This is a genomic window from Rhizobium sp. USDA 4016, assembly GCF_056279705.1.
In genome coordinates this window covers 144,162-165,059 of record NZ_JBWCCY010000002.1, presented here as the reverse complement: position 1 = coordinate 165,059, position 20,898 = coordinate 144,162, and the positions used below count along the sequence as shown (strand labels likewise).

Annotated in this window: 20 protein-coding genes; 17 read left to right on the top strand and 3 right to left on the bottom strand. The window is 61.9% G+C overall.

All coding sequences use genetic code 11. The features are described 5' to 3' along the window. Positions 1–19: 19 nt before the first annotated feature. A complete protein-coding gene (locus ACZ9DP_RS01640; protein WP_476199908.1) occupies positions 20–1,090 on the bottom strand; it encodes a LacI family DNA-binding transcriptional regulator in 1,071 nt (356 codons plus the stop codon). A gap of 192 nt (positions 1,091–1,282) precedes the next feature. On the opposite strand from ACZ9DP_RS01640, the gene ACZ9DP_RS01635 reads away from it, so the two are divergent. The 6 genes from ACZ9DP_RS01635 (at position 1,283) to ACZ9DP_RS01610 (ending at position 7,114) form a co-directional block, all read left to right on the top strand. After that, the gene (locus ACZ9DP_RS01635) at positions 1,283–2,119 is read left to right on the top strand and encodes an ABC transporter substrate-binding protein (RefSeq protein ID WP_476199907.1); all 837 of its coding nucleotides are present in this window, start codon (positions 1,283–1,285) and stop codon (positions 2,117–2,119) included. Positions 2,120–2,179: 60 nt separating this feature from the next. Beyond that, positions 2,180–3,700 (top strand): amino acid ABC transporter permease/ATP-binding protein, encoded by a 1,521-nt coding sequence (locus ACZ9DP_RS01630; protein WP_476199905.1) that lies wholly within the window; start codon positions 2,180–2,182, stop codon positions 3,698–3,700. A gap of 21 nt (positions 3,701–3,721) precedes the next feature. Next, on the top strand, positions 3,722–4,729 hold the full coding sequence (locus ACZ9DP_RS01625) for a Gfo/Idh/MocA family protein (protein WP_476199902.1): 1,008 nt from the start codon (positions 3,722–3,724) through the stop codon (positions 4,727–4,729). Between the two features lie 44 nt (positions 4,730–4,773). Beyond that, complete coding sequence (locus tag ACZ9DP_RS01620) at positions 4,774–5,904, top strand: NAD(P)/FAD-dependent oxidoreductase (RefSeq protein WP_476199901.1); 1,131 nt, start codon at positions 4,774–4,776, stop codon at positions 5,902–5,904. A gap of 300 nt (positions 5,905–6,204) precedes the next feature. Continuing rightward, a complete protein-coding gene (locus tag ACZ9DP_RS01615; RefSeq protein ID WP_476202145.1) occupies positions 6,205–6,699 on the top strand; it encodes a transposase family protein in 495 nt (164 codons plus the stop codon). A 37-nt stretch (positions 6,700–6,736) separates the two neighbouring features. Next, positions 6,737–7,114, top strand: a complete 378-nt coding sequence (locus ACZ9DP_RS01610) for a DUF4112 domain-containing protein (RefSeq protein WP_476199900.1) — start codon at positions 6,737–6,739, stop codon at positions 7,112–7,114. A 357-nt stretch (positions 7,115–7,471) separates the two neighbouring features. Here ACZ9DP_RS01610 and ACZ9DP_RS01605 read toward each other — a convergent pair whose 3' ends face one another. Next, entirely contained in the window at positions 7,472–7,963 is a 492-nt protein-coding gene (locus tag ACZ9DP_RS01605; RefSeq protein WP_476199899.1) for a cupin domain-containing protein, read from the bottom strand. Between the two features lie 38 nt (positions 7,964–8,001). Continuing rightward, complete coding sequence (locus tag ACZ9DP_RS01600) at positions 8,002–8,679, bottom strand: peroxiredoxin-like family protein (RefSeq protein ID WP_476199898.1); 678 nt, start codon at positions 8,677–8,679, stop codon at positions 8,002–8,004. A gap of 229 nt (positions 8,680–8,908) precedes the next feature. Between ACZ9DP_RS01600 and msuE the strand changes: the two genes are divergently transcribed. From msuE to ACZ9DP_RS01545, 11 genes are all read left to right on the top strand, one after another. Continuing rightward, entirely contained in the window at positions 8,909–9,472 is a 564-nt protein-coding gene (msuE, locus tag ACZ9DP_RS01595; RefSeq protein ID WP_476199896.1) for an FMN reductase, read from the top strand. A gap of 29 nt (positions 9,473–9,501) precedes the next feature. Further along, positions 9,502–10,671 carry an acyl-CoA dehydrogenase family protein gene (locus tag ACZ9DP_RS01590; RefSeq protein ID WP_476199894.1) on the top strand — a complete coding sequence of 390 codons (1,170 nt, stop codon included), beginning with the start codon at positions 9,502–9,504 and terminating at the stop codon, positions 10,669–10,671. A 19-nt stretch (positions 10,672–10,690) separates the two neighbouring features. After that, a complete protein-coding gene (locus ACZ9DP_RS01585) occupies positions 10,691–11,809 on the top strand; it encodes an LLM class flavin-dependent oxidoreductase (protein WP_476199893.1) in 1,119 nt (372 codons plus the stop codon). 74 nt (positions 11,810–11,883) lie between these two features. Further along, positions 11,884–12,960 carry an ABC transporter substrate-binding protein gene (locus tag ACZ9DP_RS01580; protein WP_476199892.1) on the top strand — a complete coding sequence of 359 codons (1,077 nt, stop codon included), beginning with the start codon at positions 11,884–11,886 and terminating at the stop codon, positions 12,958–12,960. A 139-nt stretch (positions 12,961–13,099) separates the two neighbouring features. Continuing rightward, positions 13,100–14,167, top strand: a complete 1,068-nt coding sequence (locus ACZ9DP_RS01575) for an IS110 family RNA-guided transposase (protein WP_476199890.1) — start codon at positions 13,100–13,102, stop codon at positions 14,165–14,167. A 270-nt stretch (positions 14,168–14,437) separates the two neighbouring features. Next, on the top strand, positions 14,438–15,454 hold the full coding sequence (locus ACZ9DP_RS01570; RefSeq protein ID WP_476199889.1) for an ABC transporter permease: 1,017 nt from the start codon (positions 14,438–14,440) through the stop codon (positions 15,452–15,454). Then, on the top strand, positions 15,448–16,245 hold the full coding sequence (locus ACZ9DP_RS01565; protein ID WP_476199888.1) for an ABC transporter ATP-binding protein: 798 nt from the start codon (positions 15,448–15,450) through the stop codon (positions 16,243–16,245). Before ACZ9DP_RS01570 ends, ACZ9DP_RS01565 begins: the two co-directional genes overlap by 7 nt. A 23-nt stretch (positions 16,246–16,268) precedes the next feature. Then, positions 16,269–16,790 carry a YcnI family copper-binding membrane protein gene (locus ACZ9DP_RS01560; RefSeq protein ID WP_476199887.1) on the top strand — a complete coding sequence of 174 codons (522 nt, stop codon included), beginning with the start codon at positions 16,269–16,271 and terminating at the stop codon, positions 16,788–16,790. Further along, complete coding sequence (locus ACZ9DP_RS01555; RefSeq protein ID WP_476199885.1) at positions 16,787–18,448, top strand: copper resistance CopC/CopD family protein; 1,662 nt, start codon at positions 16,787–16,789, stop codon at positions 18,446–18,448. The genes ACZ9DP_RS01560 and ACZ9DP_RS01555 overlap by 4 nt, the downstream gene beginning before the upstream one ends. 93 nt (positions 18,449–18,541) lie before the next feature. Next, positions 18,542–19,879, top strand: a complete 1,338-nt coding sequence (locus tag ACZ9DP_RS01550) for an LLM class flavin-dependent oxidoreductase (protein WP_476199884.1) — start codon at positions 18,542–18,544, stop codon at positions 19,877–19,879. Between the two features lie 39 nt (positions 19,880–19,918). Further along, positions 19,919–20,893: an ABC transporter substrate-binding protein gene (locus ACZ9DP_RS01545; protein ID WP_476199883.1), complete on the top strand. Its 975-nt coding sequence runs from the start codon at positions 19,919–19,921 to the stop codon at positions 20,891–20,893. The last annotated feature ends 5 nt before the right edge of the window (positions 20,894–20,898 follow it).

Here is a 20,898-nt window from a genome sequence, read left to right as displayed (position 1 = left end):
CTGCCGGGCTGGACCACATCTATGCCGGCGCTTCAGCGACGGAAGCGCGCTCGATGACTTCCGTTTGAAGAACGACACGCCGGGTCTTGACGTCCTCTCCATTCAGCCGCTCGACAAGCAGCCTCGCAGCCGTTTCGCCTAGCTGATAGACGGGTTGCCGCACTACCGTCACAGGCGGAGAAGTAACCGACGTCCAGTCTGCATCATGGAACGAGACGAGCGACAGGTCGCCTGGAATTGCAAGGCCGATCGTGCGGCTGGCCTTGAACACTTCAAGGCCGATCACGCTGTCCGAGGCGATGATCGCGGTTGGGTGTTCGTCCGCCTGCAACATCGTCGTGACGATGCGGCGTGTATCATCAGGCGTGACCGCACCCACATGCACCCAGCGTTCCATTTCCTTCAACCCTCCCTGACGGCAGACGCCGAGAAAGCCTTCGATGCGCCGGCGCACCGATCCGGTATTGATGTCGGCCGGTGTGTGGAAGAGGTGGTCCGGCGTGTCGCACGCAGTCAGATAGGCGATGCGGCGGTGGCCGAGCGAGAGCAGCCGCCGTGTGACACCTTCGGCGGCGTATCTGTCATCGGCAATCACTGTGTCGACGTCGAGCGCCTCGCTGCCGCGGTCGAGCAGTGCGAGCGGCCGGCCGGAGCGGGCGGCTTCCTGCAGGTGTTCGACATCGCTCTCCTTGGAGGGCGAAACGATCAGACCATCGACACGCTTGGCCAGGAGCGTGCGGACCGCGGCCTTCTCGGAGGCAACGTCCTCGCCCGAATTGATGAGGATGACCGTGAACCCTGCCTGCCGGGCGACGTCGGTGATCCCCCGCACGGCGAGGCTGAAGAACGGGTTCTCGATGTCGCCCACCACCACGCCGATTGTGCCGGATCGGCCCGTCGTCATGCTGCGGGCAAGTTCGTTGGGCCGGTAGTCGAGGGCGCGGGCGGCAGCGGTCACTGCCTCGCGCACCCGGTCGCTGACGGTGCCATATCCGCCCAGAACACGCGCGGCGGTCGCCTTCGAGACGCCTGCTTTAAGCGCGACGTCGGCGACGGTGACGGAGGAGAATCGGGGCGGCGGCTGGTCCATGAACGCTAGCCTTACAAGAGATATTGACGACTGGCAAATGCGAAGATAACTATTGACAGAAATCAAAGAGACCGGTCTCATTCATTAAGATACCGGTCTCAAATTCAAGAAAAATGCTCTATCTCCGTCATCCGGGATGGGATCTCTACGTCTTGAAGCATCGCAACTAAACCACCAGAGGAGACCAAAAAAATGAAATTTTCCGAAGTTGTAAGTTTCCCCTTCGTCATACTGCGCACCGCTCTCGTCGCGGCCGCTCTCGGCCTTGCGGCAGGTGCGACAGCACCCGCCGTCGCCGAAGACAATCCCTATGGCTTGATTGACCCGACCGTCATCAGCGTCGGCACGATGGGCGACGCCAAGCCCTATGCCTTCACCACCTCCGACGGAAATTTCACGGGCTTCGACATTGAACTGTTCCTCAATGTGGCCGAGCGGATCGGTTTCAAGAAAGAGCAGGTGATCTTCACCGGCCAGGAGTTCTCCGCCCTCATGCCCTCGGTCGCCAACAGCCGATTCGACGTTGCTGCGGCCGCAATCGGGACGACGGAGAAGCGCAAGGAGACGGTCGATTTCTCCGACGGATATCTGGCAGGCTATCTCACTGTGCTTACGCCGGATGCTGGCATCACCGACGCTGCCGGCCTCAAGGGCAAGCGGCTCGGTGTCGTGCAGGGCACGCTCCAGGAAATCTATGCCGAGAAGAACTTCACCGACGCCGATCTCGTCAAATTCCCGGACAACAACTCTGCCGTTGCAGCGCTCAACAACGGCAGCATCGACGCGCATTTTCTCGATTACGAGGCGGCGAAGGACTATTCAGGCCGTTATCCGGAGATGAAGGTGGCGGTCAATATTCCAAGCTTCGATGCGCCGGCCGGATTCGTCCTGCGCAAGGGCAACGACGCGCTGCGCGAGGCATTGAACAAGGGCCTTGGCGCCGCCATGCAGGACGGCACCTGGAAAACGCTCCATGAAAAGTGGTTCCCTGGCACGCCGATGCCGGCCGCATACCTTCCCAAGCCTTGATTTCGCTTTCCGGTCCGGCTGCTGCCCGTCGGACCGGCTTCTCGTTTAAGGGACCGCCTGATGAACTGGCTTGAAAACCTGCGCCGCAGCTTCCTTGACTGGAACGCCATGGCCGAAGTGCTGCCGACCATGATTACTGTCGGTCTCAAGAACACGCTGATCCTTGCGGCAGCCTCGACGGTGCTTGGCGTCATCATCGGCATGGTGCTCGCCATCATGGGCATTTCCCGTTCGCCTTGGCTGCGCATCCCGGCCCGCATCTATACGGACGCCTTCCGCGGCTTGCCGGCCATCGTCACCATTCTCCTGATCGGTCAAGGTTTTGCGCGGCTTGGCCGGGAGCTCTTCGGTCCGTCGCCCTATCCGCTCGGCATCCTCGCGCTCAGCCTAATCGCCGGCGCCTACATCGGCGAAATCTTCCGCTCAGGCATCCAGAGCGTCGATCGCGGCCAGATGGAAGCCTGCCGGGCGCTCAGCATGAGCTATGGTCAGGGCATGCGGCTCATCGTCGTGCCGCAGGGGGTGCGACGCGTGCTGCCGGCGCTGGTCAATCAGTTCATCGGCAACGTCAAGGATTCGAGCCTCGTCTATTTCCTCGGCCTGCTCGCCTCCGAACGCGAGATCTTCCGCGTTGGCCAGGATCAGGCCGTTGTAACCGGCAATCTTTCGCCTCTGCTTCTGGCGGGCGTCTTCTACCTCGTTGTCACCGTGCCGCTCACCCATGTTGTCAATGCCATCGACAACCGCTTGCGGCTCGGCAAGCAGCGCCCGGCGATCGTCATGAGCGGGCTGGAGGAAGTTAGCGAACTCGACGGTGCCAATCGCGGTGCTCTCGCGGCGGATCAAGCCTCGTTCAAGGGTGGCAGTCTCGACGTGAGCAGCCTTGGTATGGCCTATGGCGAATTGGAAGTGCTCAAAGGCGTCGATCTTTCGGTAAAGGCGGGCAGCGTCACCTGCATCATCGGCCCCTCCGGATCCGGTAAGTCGACCCTGCTACGCTGTCTCAACCGTCTCGTCGAACCGAGGCGCGGCGACATCCTTCTCGATGGCGAGAGCATTCTCGCCATGAAGCCGGAAAAGCTGCGCCGCCGTGTTGGCATGGTCTTCCAGCATTTCAATCTTTTCCCGGATCACACAGCGCTCGAGAACGTCATGCTGTCGCTGACGAAAATCAAGGGCCTGGCGACGGCCGAAGCCGAGCGCATCGCCAAGGCGCGGCTCGCTGATGTCGGGCTCGCCGGCCGCCAGCATCACCGGCCGGGTGGTCTTTCGGGCGGCCAGCAGCAGCGTGTCGCCATCGCCCGCGCGCTCGCCATGGAGCCGGAGGTCATTCTGTTCGACGAGGTGACGAGCGCACTCGACCCCGAACTGGTCAAGGGGGTGCTGAACCTCATGGCCGATCTCGGGAGTCGCGGCATGACCATGGTGGTCGTCACGCACGAAATGGGCTTCGCCCGGCGCGTCGCCGATCAGGTCGTGTTCATGGACGAGGGACGCGTCATGGAAGCGGGCACGCCTGATGCGATCTTCGACAATCCGCAGAGCCCGCGCCTGCAACGCTTTCTTGCGGAAGTTCTCTGACCCCGACCAAGGGAGATCACAATGACACAAATGATAAGATGGGGCGTGCTTGGCTGCGCCGGGATCGCGATCAAGGCGGTCATCCCCGCGATCCAGTCTAGCCGATCCGGACGGGTTGCGGCGATCGCCTCGCGCGACCTGAAGAGGGCGGAGGAAACGGCGGCGGCGTTCGGCATTGCCAAGGCCTATGGCAACTACGAAAGCCTGCTTGCCGACGCCGAGATCGACGCGATTTATAACCCGCTGCCCAATCACCTGCATGTGCCGCTGACGATCAAGGCGCTGGAACAGGGAAAGCCGGTGCTGTGCGAAAAGCCGATCGCCCTGAGCGCCGGCGAGGCCATGACACTGGCGGCCGCGCAGAAGGCGGCAAACCTACCGGTCGCCGAAGCCTTCATGATACGCCACCATCCGCAGTGGAAGAAGGCGCGGACGCTGGTCGCCGAAGGGCGGATCGGCGAGGCTCGAGTCATCCAGACGATCTTCTCCTACTATCTCGACGATCCGCGGAACGTGCGAAACCAGGCCGATATCGGCGGCGGCGGACTGTTCGACGTCGGATGCTACGCCGTCAACACGGCGCGCTTCCTGTTCGATGCCGAACCCTTGCGGGCGATCGCGTTGATGGAACGCGACCCGGCCTTCGGCACGGACCGCCTCGCAAGCGGACTGCTGGAGTTTCCCGAGGGACGGCAGCTCGTCTTCACCTGCTCGACGCAGCTTGCCCGCACGCAGAAGGTGACGGTTCTCGGAGCGCGCGGGCGTCTGGAGATCCCCATTCCCATCAACGCGGCGGCCGACGAGCCGACCGTACTCATCCTCGACGACGGCCGCGACCTTGCCGGCGGCGGGCGGGAGGAGATCGCCATCGCGCCGGTCGACCAATACCGCGAACAAGCCGACGCTTTCGCCGAAGCCGTTCTCTCCGGCAAACCGCTCGAAACGGGACTGGATGATGCGATCGCCAACATGAAGGCGATCGAAGCACTGTTCCGCTCCGCAGTCACCGGCCGCTGGGAAGAGCCCTGACCCGTTCCATTCACCTGCATGACCAAGCGATTGAAAGAAATTCCATGACAGACAACACCATATCTTCGGCAATCATCATCGGCGCCGGCATCTTCGGCGTCTCCACGGGCGTCCAGCTCGTCCGCCGCGGCATCCGCGTTACTATCCTCAATGACGGTCCGCCGGCCAACGGCGCCTCTGGCCGCTCGCTCTCCTGGTTGAACTCGGCGCGCATGCGCTCGGAACCCTATCACCGCCTACGCATGGCCGGCATCGATCGCTACCGCACGCTCTCAGTGCGGTATCCCGATGCCGGCTGGCTTCGCTTCGACGGCGGCCTGACCTGGGATGGCGACGATGAACGCAACGAGATCGCCGCCGCCTATCGCCATGAGGTATCACTTGCCTATGACGCGCAGTGGCTTTCTGCAGACGACGTCGCCGGCGTCACGCCCGGCCTCGATGCACGCGCGATCACGCCGCAGGGAGCGATCTTCAATCCGGGCGAGGGATGGGTTGACCTGCCGACCCTGATCGGCGTGCTTCTGGAGGAGTTTTCCGCGCGCGGGGGCACGCTGGTGACAGACCAGGGGGCGGCACGGGTGCTAGTCGAGGGTGGCCGCGCCCTCGGCGCCGAGACAACGACGGGCGGCCGCTTCCGGGCCGATGCCGTCGTGCTTGCGACGGGTCCCGCCGTACCGAATATGGTAGCGGAAAGCGGCCAGACGATCGATGATGGAACCCCGGTTGCGCTGCTGGTGCAGACCAAACCGCTCGCTCATCCCCTGCGCGCCGTTCTCAACACGCCACGCGTCGCCGTGCGTCCGGCGCCGGGCGGCACCTTCTCGCTGGATGGCGATTGGGCCGCCGACGAAGGCGTGAAGGTGCGTCCTGATGGCGGGTATGACATCGATGAGACTGTGGTGAATGCCCTGCTGTCCGAGGCAGCCAAGGTAATGGAGGACAATCCGAAGCTTGAAGTCGCGTCCATCGGAGTCGGTGGCAAGCCGATCCCCGGCGATGGCGAACCGGTGATCGGTGCCCTCAAGGCCATTCCCGGCTACTACGTCGCCTTCAGCCACAGCGGGGCAACGCTCGGCCCAATCGTGGGTGAGTTGCTCGCCTACGAGGTCGCGACGGGCGCTGAGCATCCCATGCTCGCCACGTTCCGCCCCGAGCGCTTCCTGTCGCAGTAACGCCGTGGGGAACCAGGGAATGATTCCCCCGACGTGCAGTACGAGGCCTCGGGAAACAAGAGCTCCCCTCGCGTTGCGGGCTGAAAGTCCTCAAACCTTGCGGGGTTCTCTTCCAGCTTGGCCTCGGCTGCGATGTCTAGATCCCGTAGAACATGGTGTCCCCAAAAGCTCGAAACAAAGGGTGTCGCTTGGCAGTTAAATATGAGACTGCGGCTGTTTCGACTGGTTTGGCATTTAAAGCGGGTCTTCCTCAATTTGTGTGGTCACTCAGCGTTAGACATGATGCCGCTATGGGCGGGCATGCAAACCAAATCGAAATGGTCGCCCGGTCCAGGGGCAAAAGTTCTGGTTGTCGCGCTCACTGATGATGACAGTTGGGTTGTTTCCGCTGCCGGACTAGCTTTCGGCATTTGCCCTGATTGCGGACGGCGGACCCGAAATCGGCACGGTTGGTCCAACCGAAGCCTTCAAGATCTGCCGGTCCAGGGCAAGACCGTCACGGTGAAGCTTCGGTTGAGCCGCTGGCGGTGCGCACATCAGAACTGTGAACGCAACGCCATCGAATTGCCCTGGAGCAACGGCCAGGCGGAAGGCCAGATCAACCGCCTGAAGACGATCAAACGTGCGATGTATGGCAGAGCAGGCACGGAGCTCCTCAGAGCACCACACAAATTGAGGAAGACCCAATTAAATGGCAATTCTCAATTTATGTGCGTAACTAACTATTATTGCAACCAGAGTCTGGCAATTAAATGGAAAGCGACACGGCTTGGCAAGCATAAGGCTGCTGCATGACATTTGAATCGCAGGGCGCGGAGACCAAACAAAAAGAATGAAGAAGTCCCACATACCCATCGAACAGCTTACGCGCCTTCGCCGGATACGCGGACTGGCGCGGCTGATGGATACGGCGCTCCGAATTCCCGGTACACGCATGTCGCTCGGGGCAGACTCGGTCCTTGGCCTGATCCCCGGCGTCGGCGATTTTGCGGCCGCCGCCGTCAGTCTCATCATCGTCAACGAGGCTCGGCGTCTCGGCGTGCCGAACGACAAGCTCGTCAAGATGCTGGTCAATGTCGGTTTTGACACGGTTGCGGGAAGTGTGCCGGTGCTTGGCGATGTCTTCGACGTCTATTTCAAATCCAATCGCCGCAATCTTCAGCTTGTTCTGGATCACTTCGGCCTCGACCATGCCGACCTCGACCGGTAACGCCGGTCAGCTGCGATTGCCGAGCGTGGCGATATCGAACACCGCGGCATTGTCCTGGATTTCGCGTAGGTCCTTAACATAAGCTTCGAAGACTCTTAACCAACGTAATAACCAAGGGATCGGAGGCTTAGGTATAGCGGGCGACGCCGCCGACGGTTCGATTCCCTTCAAGGTGTACAAGTTCGCAGGATGCGAAGGCAGCATGCAGGCTTTCGCTATTCGACCAGTCGCGACGCGAACCCTCTGTTCCAGTAACAAACTCGTGCCTTCATCGGGAAGGACGACGCTTAGCTGCCGGCAGGATTCGGATTGGCAGCGCCGTCCAAAAGATGTCGTTCACGCCTAACAAGGCTCGGATCAGCGATGGATCGGATCAATCCAACGGACCTCTTCCGGCCTTTCGACCGGTTCGATATCGAGATTGACGACGACCGGTTCCTGGCCCGAGCGCACCAGGACGCATTCGAGCGTTTCATCGCGGCTGGCATTGATCTCCTGATGCGGAACGTAAGGCGGTACATATATGAAATCACCCGGACCGGCTTCGGCGGTGTATTCCAGGTTTTCGCCCCAGCGCATGCGGGCCTTGCCCTTGACAACGTAGATGATGCTTTCGAGGTCACCATGGTGATGGGCGCCGGTCTTGGCATTGGCGTGGATCGTGACGGTGCCGGCCCAGATCTTCTCGGCGCCGGCCCGCGCCTTGCTGATGGCGGTCGCCCGGTTCATGCCAGGCGTCTGGGCCGTGTTGGGATCGAGCGAATTGCCGGGGATCACCTTTACGCCATTGTCGCGCCAATGGTCGGTATGATGGTTGTGGTCGTGAGGGCTGTGGTGGTCCTGAGTCACTTTAATTCTCGTTTGCTTGAGGCGTCTTTGGGTTCGGGTCAGGCTGCGGCGCGCGCGGTGAGCTTGCGGACCGCGTCGATGATGTCGCCGGGTTCGGTGCGGGCCAGCCAGTCGGGGCTGACATCGGCAAAGCGCACATGGCCGGTCTGATCAATCACGATCGCCGCCGGCATCGGCAGTTCCCATGTGCCCGTGCCCGTCACTTCGCCGATCGGCGAACCGCTGGCGATCGACGATTGCTTCGATGGCTCGTCGAATGTGTAGAGGATGCCGAAGCGGCGCCCAAGCGCATTGTTTTGGTCGCTGGCAATCAGGAAGTCGAGCTTGTGGCGCTCCTTGATCTCGACCAGTCGTTCCGGCACCTGCGGGCTGATGCCGACCAGCGTTGCACCTAGCTTTTCCAGTTCCGGGGCCAGATGCTTGTTGTAATAGGGCAGGGCGATATTGCATGCCGGGCATCCGGCAAAGCGGAGGAACACCACGACGAGCGGGCCTTTCTCCAGAAGAGCATCGCGCGTCAGCCGTTCGCCGCCGACCTCGACAAGATCAAAGGGCTCGACCGCATCGCCGACCTTGATGAAGCCGTCGCGGTTGCTCGTCTCCACCAGCAGGCGGCGCTGATCCACGTTGATCTTCAGTTTGTCGGGTGCCATCGTCTCCGCCCGTTTTGCCTGAAAATCCGCGAGTGTGCTGTTCAGGGAATTGATTGCCGTCACTTCGTTTCTCCTTCGCATGGTTGCCACAATCGGCTGAAGTGTAACCTTCGCCAAAGCCCCATCGCCAGCGATACGGTTTCGAAGCACCCCTCCAAAACAGCAGTATTTTTCGCCAAACACCGCCAATACGACGCGCCTTTTCCTTTAGTCTATAAAATCGGTAGATAATATTATTTAAGGAGCAGATCGCGACGCCTCTGCTCCGCTCTAAATCGACAAGGGGAATTTCATGTCTCGTCCAAAGCTGGTTGGTCTGGCTGGAAGCTTTAGCCGTCCCTCGCGATCGCGTGTTCTTGTCGAGGCCACCGCGGCGCTTGCTGCCGAGCGTTACGGTTTTCGACAGCGCATCTACGATCTGCATGATGCCGGTCCTTCGCTCGGCAATGCGTTGCGCTTCGACGATCTGGACCCGAATGCCAGGCAGCTCATAGAGGACGTCACGGCGGCCGATATCCTCATCATCGGATCGCCGACATACAAGGGCAGTTATCCCGGCCTCTTCAAGCATCTGATCGACCTCATCGATCCGCTGGCGCTCCGCGGCAAGCCGGTGATTGTGACCGCGACGGGCGGCGGAGATCGGCATGCGCTGATGGTCGAGCATCAGCTTCGTCCGCTTTTCGGTTTCTTCACGTCGCACACGCTGCCGACTGCCATCTATGCGGCCGATCGCGATTTTGTGGATTACCGCGTAAGCGCCGAGCCGCTACGTCGGCGCATCGAGCAGACGGTGGAGGAAATCGCGGCTTTCTTTCCCGCCTTGACGGGATTGCCCGCAGTTGCTGCCGAGTGAGCGGACCATTCAAGAGGAAGATGATAGGCATGACGGCGCAGAATCTTCGGCAGAAACCGGTCACTGAAGCGCTCGATCCATTGCGGAGCGCCGCGGTACTAGCGGGCCGCTTCTCCGAGAGCGCTGCCATCTATGACGAAAGCGCCGCCTTTCCCTTCGAAAACATACGGCTGCTGCATGAAGCGGGTCTTGTCGCGCTGACAGCGCCCGCCGAATTCGGCGGAGGCGGGGCGGGCCTTGCGGAAGCCGCGGATGTGATCCGGACGATTGCGCGTGGCGAGCCTTCGACAGCGCTGATCATGATCATGCAATATATCAACCTCGCGACGATCCCGACAGGCCGCTGGCCGGAGCATCTGGTCCGCAAGGTGTTGTCCGATGCGGTCGAGAACGGCGCGCTGATCAATGCCTTCCGCGTAGAGCCCGAACTCGGCACGCCGGTGCGCGGCGGCCTGCCGGCGACGACGGCGAGGCGGACGGAAAACGGCTGGTCGCTCAGCGGCCGCAAGATCTATTCGACCGGTGCGGAGGGTCTGACCTACGCGATCGTCTGGGCGCGGACGGATGAAGAACAGCCGCGCGTCGGTGGCTTCCTGGTGCCGCTGAAAACACCGGGCGTCACCATAGAAAAGACCTGGAATCCGCTTGGCATGCGCGCAACCGGCAGCCATGACGCCGTGTTCGACAATGCGGAAGTGCTGCTGGACCATGCCGTCGATATCCGCCTGCCGGAGGAATGGGGAAGCCGCGGCGAGGGGCAGGCGGCCTGGTTCGGCATCCTTCCCGGCGCGCTCTACACCGGCATTGCCGAAGCGGCGCGAGACTGGCTGGTGAGCTTCCTCAAAAACCGCGTGCCGACAAATCTCGGCGCACCGCTCGCCTCGGTGCCACGCATTCAGCAGGCCGTCGGCGAGATCGAGGAACTGCTTGCCGTCAATCGCCGTCTCATCGCTTCGGCGACACGCGACGTCGATGAAGGGACGCCCTTTAGTCAGTCGGAAGCCGGCCTCATCAAGGTCGTCACTACGGAAAATGCCATCGCCGCCGTGGAAAAGGCTCTCAAGCTGACCGGCAATCACGGGGTCTCCCGCAACAACCCGCTCGAGCGCCATCATCGTGATGTGCTCTGCGGTCGCATCCACAGTCCGCAGGAAGATACGGTCCGCCTTGGCGCAGGCCGTCTTGCCCTCGGCGTATGACAACCGAACGGAGGTTAGCATGCCCGTCGAATTCATCGGTTATATCGGAAACCACAACGCATCCGAGACGATCGCGCGCAAGGGACCGATCATCAATCCCGATCATATCGCAGCAGCGGCTGCGATCCACGAAAACGGCGGTTTCGACCGCGTGCTTTTCGCTTTCAACTCGACCTCGCCGGAGAGTATCCTGATCGCCCAGCATGTCGCGAACCGAACGCACAAGCTGAAGCTGATGATCGCCCACCGGCCCGGCTTTACCGCGCCGACGCTGGCGGCTCGCCAGCTTGCCACGCTCGATCATCTGACCGGCGGCCGTGTCGCGGTTCATATCATCACCGGCGGCAACGACCAGGAACTGGCGCAGGACGGCGATCATTTGACGAAGGACGAGCGTTATGTCCGCACCAGCGAATATCTCGACATCGTCCGCCAGGAATGGACGAGCGACAAGCCCTTCGACTATGCCGGCAAATACTACCGTGTCGAACAGGCCTTCGCCAATGTGAAGCCACAGAGACCGGACGGCATCCCAATCTACTTCGGTGGTTCCTCGGAAGCGGCCTTCTCGGTTGCCGGCAAACACGCCGATATCTACGCCCTCTGGGGCGAGACTTACGAGCAGGTGTCCGAGACCATTCATAAGGTACGCGCGATTGCCGCCCAATACGGTCGCTCGCCGCGCTTCAGCCTCTCGCTTCGTCCAATCCTTGCCGAAACAGAAGAGGCGGCCTGGGAAAAGGCGGCCGGCTTCCTCGAACGCGCCAAGGCGCTGCGCAACCATCCGGGTGCCGAAAAGCTGATCGATATCCGTCGCCGTGCCGGCAACAATCCGCCGAACGAAGGATCGAAGCGCCTGTTGGCTGCCGCTGCCCGCGGCGCGCGTCTCGACAAGCGCCTGTGGACCGAGATGGCGGCACTGACGGGGGCAAGCGGCAACTCGACCTCGCTGGTCGGCACGCCGGACCAGGTCGCCGAAGCGCTGCTCGACTATTACGATCTCGGCATCACCACCTTCCTCATCCGTGGCTTCGATCCGCTGGAGGATGCCTTCCACTACGGCCGCGATCTCATTCCGCGCGTCCGGGCACTGATTGCCGAGCGGGATGCGCAAGGCACCATCCAGGCAGCCGAGTAAGAATTTTCGTCGATCTGCGGAGCGCCGGGGCATCTCCGTATGTTTTCACCATCAGAACAATAGGAGCTGGGACAATGGTTTGGAATGCAAAGACATTATTTGGGGCAGGCAACGGAGTCTCCAGCATCGACCGCCGCTCTTTCCTGCGAGCGGCAGGCGCGATCGGCGTTGCAGCGCCGCTCGGCGCACTCTCGCTCGGAAGCATCGCGGCACGCGCTGCCGCACCGGCGGTTCTCACCGGTGGTGGAGCACTGAAGCAGCTGAAATTCGCGACCAATGCGACCGCCATCTGCCTGGCGCCGGGCTATCTCGCCAAGGAGCAGGGAATCTTCGAGAAATACGGTCTCGACGTCGAGCTCATCAATTTCGGCGGCTCCACAGACGCGCTCCTCGAAGCGATCGCGACCGGCAAGGCCGACGGCGGCATCGGGATGGCGCTGCGCTGGCTGAAGGCGCTGGAGCAGGGCTTCGACGTCAAGATCACCGCCGGCACGCATGGTGGCTGCTCGCGTCTCGTCGCGCTGAAGTCCACCGGTATTACCAAGCTGTCGGATCTGAAGGGTAAGGCGATCGGCATTTCCGACCTCGCAAGCCCCGGCAAGAACTTCTTCTCGATCCTCTTGCAGAAGGAAGGGATCGATCCGGTCGCCGATGTCGAATGGCGCCAGTATCCGGGCGAATTGCTGCAGCTTGCCGCCGAGAAGGGCGAGATCTCGGCGATCGCCGACGGCGACCCGAAGGCCTATTTCTGGCTGCAGGACCCGAAATACGTCCAGGTCGCGTCGAACCTCGACCACGGTTTCGAAAACCGCGTCTGCTGCATCGTCGGCCTGCGCGGCAGCCTCATCCGCGACGACCTGCCGACGGCGGCCGCGCTCACCCGCGCGCTTCTCGAAGCGCAGGACTGGGCGGTCGCCAAGCCGGAAGATGCCGCCAAGGCCTTCCTGCCCAACGCTCCGAAGGACAAGTCGGTCGAGGATCTGGTCGGTGTGCTGAAGAGCCAGACGCATAACCACAATCCCGTCGGCGGCGATCTCAAGACGGAAATCGCTCTCTATGCGCAGGAGCTTCGCGACGTACAGGTCTTCAAACGCTCGACCGATCCGAAGGAATTCGCCGATCGCGTTTATGCCGACGTCCTGGCCGCATAAGGAGGTGACATGAAAGAGGCCGCCTTCACCGATAGAACGGATCACTGAGATGCAGGTGATGGTCGAGGGACAGTCACGCTTCGAGCCTTTCGGCTTACCTTGTTGGGGTTCGCAAGATCTCAATAAAGGAGTTGGAAGCATGACTGCCTCTTATAATTACCATATCGGCGTCGACTACCACAAATCCTATAGCCACCTGGTGGTGCAGGACAGCAATGGCAAGACGCTGAGATCCGGCCGGGTGAAGAACGACCGCCAGTCTCTGGGTGGGTTTCTGGAACGCTACCGGGAGAATTCGCATGCGGTTGTCGAGGCCACCCGCAACTGGATGGTGATCTACGATTGGCTCGACGACATTTGTGATGATGTCGTTCTCGCCCATCCCTGGAAGGTCAAGGCGATCGCCGACGCCAAGATCAAGACCGACAAGATCGATGCGACGGTGCTGGCGCATCTGCTCAGAGCCGACCTGGTGCCGGAGGCCTGGGCTCCTGGAGAGCGAGCCCGCGAGCTGCGCGTCGCCCTTCGTGAGCGGATGTTTTACGTGCGGCTGCGGACGATGACGAAGAACCGTATCGTCACGGTGTTTGATCGCTATCCGGAGCAGACGGCACAGTTGAAGAAGCTCGGCGACCTGTTCGGCAAGGCCGGCCGCATTCAGCTGGCGCAGGTGAAGGTCTCGGAGATCGACCGCATCCAGATCGACCGTGGCCTCGACTTCATCGGCGACATCGACGTGCGGATCAAGCAGTCGGAAGCAACGATCCGGGCAATGACCAAGGCCAATACCAATGTGAGGCTGTTGAAGACGATCCCTGGCATTGGCGAGTTCTTCGCCCGGCTGATCGACGCCGAGATCGACGACCTAGCGCGGTTTCGCAACCCGAAGAAGCTTGCCGCCTATGCCGGACTGGTGCCGTCGACCTATTCCTCCGGCGGCAAGACCTTTCACGGCAAGATCATCAAGCAGGGCAACAAGTGGCTACGCTGGGCTTTCGTCGAGGCGGTCGCCCCGGCCATCGCCAGCGATGCGCAGCTGCGCGCCCAGTATGAGCAATTGAAGTTCAGAGGAGTGAACAAGGCGCGTGTTGCCATCGCGCGCAAGCTTTTGACGATCGCCTTCCAGATTCTGCGTGACCAGCGCGCTTACGAGCGGCGCGGTGACAGCCCCATGGAAAGCGCGTCGACGATATCCCGGTTGTCCTGATGGCCGTTTAGCGAGCCCGGCAGGACTGGGCTGCGCTCCTGAAGGAGAATGGGAAACCGGGAGCCGAACGTCACTCTGTGACCGAAGCTAACGCATTAGGTCACGCATTGGAGATTGGTACGAGAACCGACGGACGGCAATACTCTGTCCAGCGGAAGGAAGAGACTTAGCCGATCGGCGAAGAAAGCCGGTCAAAACCTAACCGAACCCAAGGAAAGCCGCCAGTTGAAGGCTTTTTGCCCCTTGTGTTCTTTCATTGGAGAAACGGTCATGAGCTCTCTCGATCCGGCGCTGGCCGACAGCGCTGAAGCCTCGGTGGACAAGGAACTCCGACGTGAGGGCCGGACGCCTTCGTTGACCGGAATTCTGGCGGCTCTCGGCTGGGCCGGTGCGGCAGCGCTCGTCGAGTACTGGCCGGAGATCATTCCCCAGCCATACGGGCGGGCGCTGGCGCTGATCGCCGTGGCTGTCGCCACGGTCACGGCGACCGTCGCCGTGACCGGCACGGTGCTCGGCCGGATCGCCGCCACCGTCCGCTATTACGGGCCCTGGCTGCTGGCCGCTGCCGTCATCCTCGCCGCTTGGGAAGTCCTGACGGCGAAGACGGGCATTCTGCCGGTGCCGTTCTTCTCCTCGCCGCAGAGCATTCTCGAAGTCTTTCTCGACGATTACGAGCGTCTCGGCGTCAGCGTCGGCTACTCGCTTCTACTTCTGGTCAAGGGCTATTTCTTTGGTGCGGTGACGGGCTTCCTGATCGGAACCACGATCGGCTGGTCGCGCAATGCAAGCTATTGGGTGCACCCGATCCTGCGGCTGATCGGCCCGCTGCCGGCAACGGCCTGGCTGCCACTCGCCTTCTTCATCTTCCCGACCAGCGGCTCGGCGAGCGTGTTCCTGATTGCGCTCGCGACCGCGTTTCCAGTTACGATCCTCACCTGGTCGGGCATTGCCAGCGTCAACCGCGATTATTATGACATTGCCCGCACGCTGGGCGCCAAGCCTTCCTTCCTCATTCTCAAGGTGGCGATACCGGCGGCCCTGCCGCACGTTTTCGTCGGCCTGTTCATGGGGCTCGGAACCTCCTTCGCCGTGCTCGTCGTGGCCGAGATGCTCGGCGTCAAGGCCGGCCTCGGCTGGTATCTGCAATGGGCGCAGGGCTGGGCGGCTTACAACAACATGTATGCCGCATTGCTCGTCATGGCCCTGATGTGCTCCGGCCTCATCACCATCCTCTTCCGCGTTCGCGACTGGACGCTTTCCTGGCAGAAAGGCCTCGTCAGATGGTAGCCGCAACTGCATTAAAGCAGGTCGGGCCGGAGATTACCGGCCAGCCGATCGGCATCCGCAACATCTCGCACCAGTTCGAACTCGAGGGAGCGCCGTTGCCTGTCCTCGACAATGTCAGCTTCTCCGTGGAGCCGGGCGAGTTCGTCGCCCTGCTCGGACCGTCGGGTTGCGGGAAGTCGACGTTATTGCGCCTCCTCGCTGGCCTCGATCATCCGACCAGGGGCGAGCTGACGGTCGGTGCAGAGAGGGTCGGCGAACCGGATCCCTCGCGCATCCTCGTATTCCAGGATCCGACGCTGTTTCCCTGGCGAACCGTCTGGGACAATGTCGCGCTTGGCCTGGAGGCTCAGGGCATCCTCAAGACTGCCCGGCATCGCGTCGACGCCGCAATCGAACTCGTCGGGCTTAAGGGTTTCGACAAAGCCTATCCGCACCAGCTTTCCGGCGGCATGGCGCAGCGCGTGGCGCTTGCCCGCGCCCTGGTCAACGAGCCGCGTCTGCTCCTGCTCGACGAACCGCTCGGGAAACTGGACTCGTTGACGCGTCTCGCCATGCAGACGGAGCTCGTCTCGCTTTGGCAGCGAGCGGGGCTGACGGCAGTGCTCGTCACCCATGACATCGAGGAAGCGATCTTCCTCGCTCAGCGCGTCATCATCTTCGGACCGCGTCCGGCAAGGATCGTCGCCGATCTCAATGTAGATCTTCCCTATCCTCGTCATCGCGGCGATCCGCGTCTTGCCGATCTCAGGCAGCAGGCACTCGGCCATCTCGGCCTTGCGGCGAGCTGGTGATCCCCATGCGAAAGAACGGAACAATGCAAAGTGTCTCCCGCGGTCTCGCCCTGACGGCTGTCGCAGCCGTTTCCTTCGGCCTGCCGGCAAGCGCCCACATCATCTTCGAAAACAGGGAGGTGAAGCCGGGGGCGGCGGTGAAGTTCGTGCTTCGCGTTCCGCATGGCTGCGAGGGTTCGGCGACGACAGGCGTGCGGATCGCGCTGCCGGAAAGCCTCACGGAGGCGAAGCCGCAGCCGAAGCCCGGCTGGACACTTTCGATCGTCGCCGACGATGTCCACAACGCGGCCGCGGCGTCCGGTCATGGCCATGGTGGGGCCGGCGGTGTCAAGGAGATCGGTTGGACGGGCGGCAGGCTCGAAGACACCCATTACGACGAGTTCGTCTTCCGCGCGACGGTCGGAAAAGCGGCGAGCGGCCGGATATTCGTGCCCGTCGTGCAGCAATGCGAAGGCGGCACCGATCGCTGGATCGAAATCCCGACCGACGGCGGTTCTTCCGACGATCTGAAACATCCTGCGCCTTCCGTACGTGTGGAACCGTGACGCCAATCTCGAAAGCAGTCCGCCGCAGTTTTTGGGCGGCGGTCATCTGTATCCTCTATCTCGGGCCGCTCGCGGCGGCGGCTTTCGCCCATGCCAGCCTGATTGCGTCTCAGCCCGCCGATGCCGCCGTGCTTCCCGATGAGCCGAAGGCGATCACCCTGCAATTCTCCGAGCCGGTGACGCCGCTGGTGGCACGCCTTATCCGTCCAAGCGGTAAGACGGAAATCCTGAAGGATGACGGCGGCAAGGGCACGTCGGTAACGTATGCGCTGCCACCGGACCTGGAGCGCGGCACGCATATCCTCTCCTGGCGGGTAACCTCTTCCGACGGGCATCCCGTCGGCGGCGGGCAGGTCTTTTCCATCGGCGCGCCGAGTGCGGCCGGCGCCTCCGTCGGCGAAACGTCCGATCTTGCGGTGCGATCCGGTCTGTGGGTGGCGCGGCTGCTGCTGATGCTCGGCCTGATCTTCGGCGCCGGCAGCGTCGCTTTCGCCGCTTTTGCGAGGATCGATCTGCGGCCGGCGGCCCGCCACACGGTATCGGCACTCGTCATTCTCAGCCTCTTGGCTGCTCCTGTTCTCATCGGCTTTCAGGGCCTTGATGCGCTCGGCGAGACCTTCCCCGCATTGAGCCGCGTGGATGTCTGGTCGGCCGGCCTGTGGTCGACCGCCTATGGCCGCGCGACGCTGCTTGCCGCCGCCGCGCTGCTTCTGGCATTGGTCGCCCATCATTCGCGCCTGCGGTTTCGATTGTGGTTTGCTGCGGTAATGCTGATAGTCGTCGGTCTCGCTTTCGCCGGCGCCGGCCACGCATCCACGGCGCCGCCGCGTTATCTGATGATGCCGGCCGTTTTCCTGCATGCCTTGTCCGTTGCGGCCTGGATCGGCGCTCTGATCCCGCTTGCCGATGTGCTTGGCCGCAATGACGGCGCAGCAGGGGATGCGCTCAGACGGTTTTCCACGGCGATCACAGCCGTCGTCTTCGTGCTGGCCGTCAGCGGCATCTTCCTTGCAACCGTCCAGGTCGGCCACGTCTCGACTCTCTGGACGACCTCGTACGGCCTCGTTCTGCTGAAGAAGCTTGCGCTCGTCGTACTGCTTCTCGGGCTTGCCGCGATCAACCGCTATCGGCTGACCGAGGGCGCGCTTGCCGGCGAAGGGGGTGCCAGACGATATCTGAAGCGCAGCATTGCTACGGAAATGGCGATCTCGTTCGCCATTCTCGGCGTGCTCGGCCTATGGCGCTTCACGCCGCCGCCGCGAGCCATCCTCGAGGCGGCACCGCCTGTTCAGTCGATAGCGGTGGCGAAGGACGGCCTGACGGCGCGGCTGACCCTGCGTCCGGCGCTGGTCGGTCCGGTCACAGTCGAGATCGACGAGCTGCGGCTCGACGGCAAATCCTTCGAGCCGATGTCGATCAGCCTCGATCTGGGAAAGCCGGCTTATGGCATTGGCCCCTTCACGCGTGGGGCAGTCAGGATCGGAAGCGGGCGCTATACCATAAGAGGTAACTTCCTGCCGATCGACGGTTTCTGGGTCGTGCAAGCGACCGTGCTCGTCGACGACTTCCGTTCGATCATCGTCACCGACCTTTTCGATGTGCGCAAGCCGGCAATGAATGGAAATCCTTTCTCATCTGCGGACGGCAATTTGCAATAAAATATCTATTACATAGATTTCATGGATAATAATCTGACGAATATCAAAAAACCACGCCGCAATTCTCGCGGCAGTTCTTCGACGGGGGATTGGATGACCGGAAAACGGCAGTTGAAACTCGGCTTCATGCTCCACGGCGTCGGCATGGGATGGGGCGATTGGCGCCATCCGGATGCCGATCCGACGGCAAGCACCAATTTTGCCTATTACAAGCGCCAGGCGCAGCTTGCCGAAGCGGCGAAATTCGATTTTCTCTTTGTCGCCGACAGCGTCTTCGTCACCGAGAAGTCTAGCCCGCATTATCTCAACCGCTTCGAGCCGCTGACGATCCTGTCTGCCCTTGCCGGCGCCACGTCGCATATCGGCCTCGTCGGCACGCTGACGGTAAGCTACAGCGAGCCGTTCAACGTCGCCCGCCAGTTCGCCTCGCTCGATCATATCAGCGGGGGCCGTGCCGGCTGGAACGTCGTTACCTCCTGGCTTGAGGGCAGCGCTTCCAATTTCAGCAAACAGGCGCATCTCGCCCATGACGTGCGATACAGGCTCGCCGACGAATATCTCGATGTCGTCCAAGGCTTGTGGGATTCGTGGGAAGACGATGCGCTTGTCCACGACAAGGCGAGCGGCATCTTCTTTGACCCGAAGAAGCTGCATACGCTGAATCACAAGGGCGAGTTCTTCCAGATCAGGGGACCGCTCAACATCGCTCGCTCACCGCAAGGCCAGCCCGTGATCTTCCAGGCGGGCGCTTCGGAAGATGGCCGAAATTACGCAGCCAGGCGCGCCGACGCGATCTTCGTCCATCATGACAGCCTCGAAGAGGGCAGCGCCTATTACCGTGACCTGAAGCAGCGTGCCGCAGGCTTCGGCCGCGACCCGGACAAGCTCTTCATCCTGCCCGGCATCCGTCCGGTCGTCGGCTTCACGGAAGAGGAGGTCGAGCGGAAATACCGGGAATTCGCAAATCTCACTTCGATCGAGAACGCGCTCTCCATGCTCGGCCGGCCGTTCAACGACTATGACTTCCTGCAGCACGATCTCGATGCGCCGTTCCCGGATGTCGCCGCCCATGGCGCCAATTCCAACCAGAGCCAGTCGAACCGGATCATCGAAGTCGCCCGCAAGGGCAATCTGACGCTGCGTGAGGTGGCGTTGCGCTTCGCCACGCCCCGCACCGATTTCATCGGCACACCGGAGCAGGTGGCCGATGCCTTCGAGCGCTGGCTCGTCGAGCGCGGTTCGGACGGCTTCGTCGTCAACGTCTCGTTGCCGAAGGAGCTTGAGGTGCTGGTCGAGACAGTGATCCCGATCCTGCAGAAGCGCGGCATTTTCCGCGAGGAATACGAATCCGAAACATTCCGCGGCAATCTCGGCATTCCCGTGCCGCGCAACCGCTATGCGGCAAGCGACGTTCCTGTCGCCGCCGAATAATCCTCCCAAGAGAAGCCCGACCGGAACCGAGGTAAATCCATGATCATTCTTTCCAGACGCTCATTCAGTTTCCTTGCCGGCGGTTTGGCCGCACTTTTCCTCGCCACGCCCCTTTCGGCAGCTTTCGCTCAGGATCTGTCGGGCGTCACGCTTCGCATCGGCGATCAGACGGGTGCGACGCGCGCCAAGCTGGAGGCTGCGGGCCTGCTCAAGGATGTGCCCTACAAAATCGAATGGTCGGTCTATGCGGCAGCCGTCAATCTGCACGAGGCGTTGAAGGCCGATGCCGTCGATATCGGTTCTGCAGCCGATAGCCCGACCGTCAGCGCCGTTGCCGGCGGTTCCAAGATCAAGGTGGTCGCCGCCTTCTCCAACGGCGGACGCGGCACAGCATTGCTCGTTCCGGAAAACAGCCCGATCAAGACCATCGAGGACCTGAAGGACAAGACGATCTCGCCAACGACGCGCGGCAGCGTCGCGCATTACCTGACGGTCGGCGTCCTGAAGAAGGCGGGTCTCAAGGAAAGTGACGACAAGTTGGCCTTCTTGACGCCGGCGGACGCCAGCGCGGCCTTCCAGACAGGCAGCATCGATGCCTGGGGCACATGGGGCGTCTATCTCGCCCGCACGGTCGGGACTCAGAAGGCGCGCGTGCTGATCGACGGCCAGGGCATCAATACCGGTAATGGCGTGCTCAGCGCCACCGACAGCGCGCTTGCCGATCCAGGCAAGGTAGCGGCGATCGCCGACTTTGCCGTCCGGATCGAACGCGGTTACAAATGGTCGTCCGAAAACAAGGATGCCTATATCGATTTCTATGCGGCCTTCTCCAAGCAGGACAGGTCGATCGTCGCTGAAACCTATGACGACGAAGCGGCGTTCAAACGCGTGCCGCTGGACGATGCCTTCGCCGTTTCGCTGCAGAACGTCTTCAGGACCTGGAAGGAAGCCGGGGTGCTTTCCGGCGACCTCGACCTTTCGAAATACGTCTATCGCGACCTGCCGACCAACTGATCCAT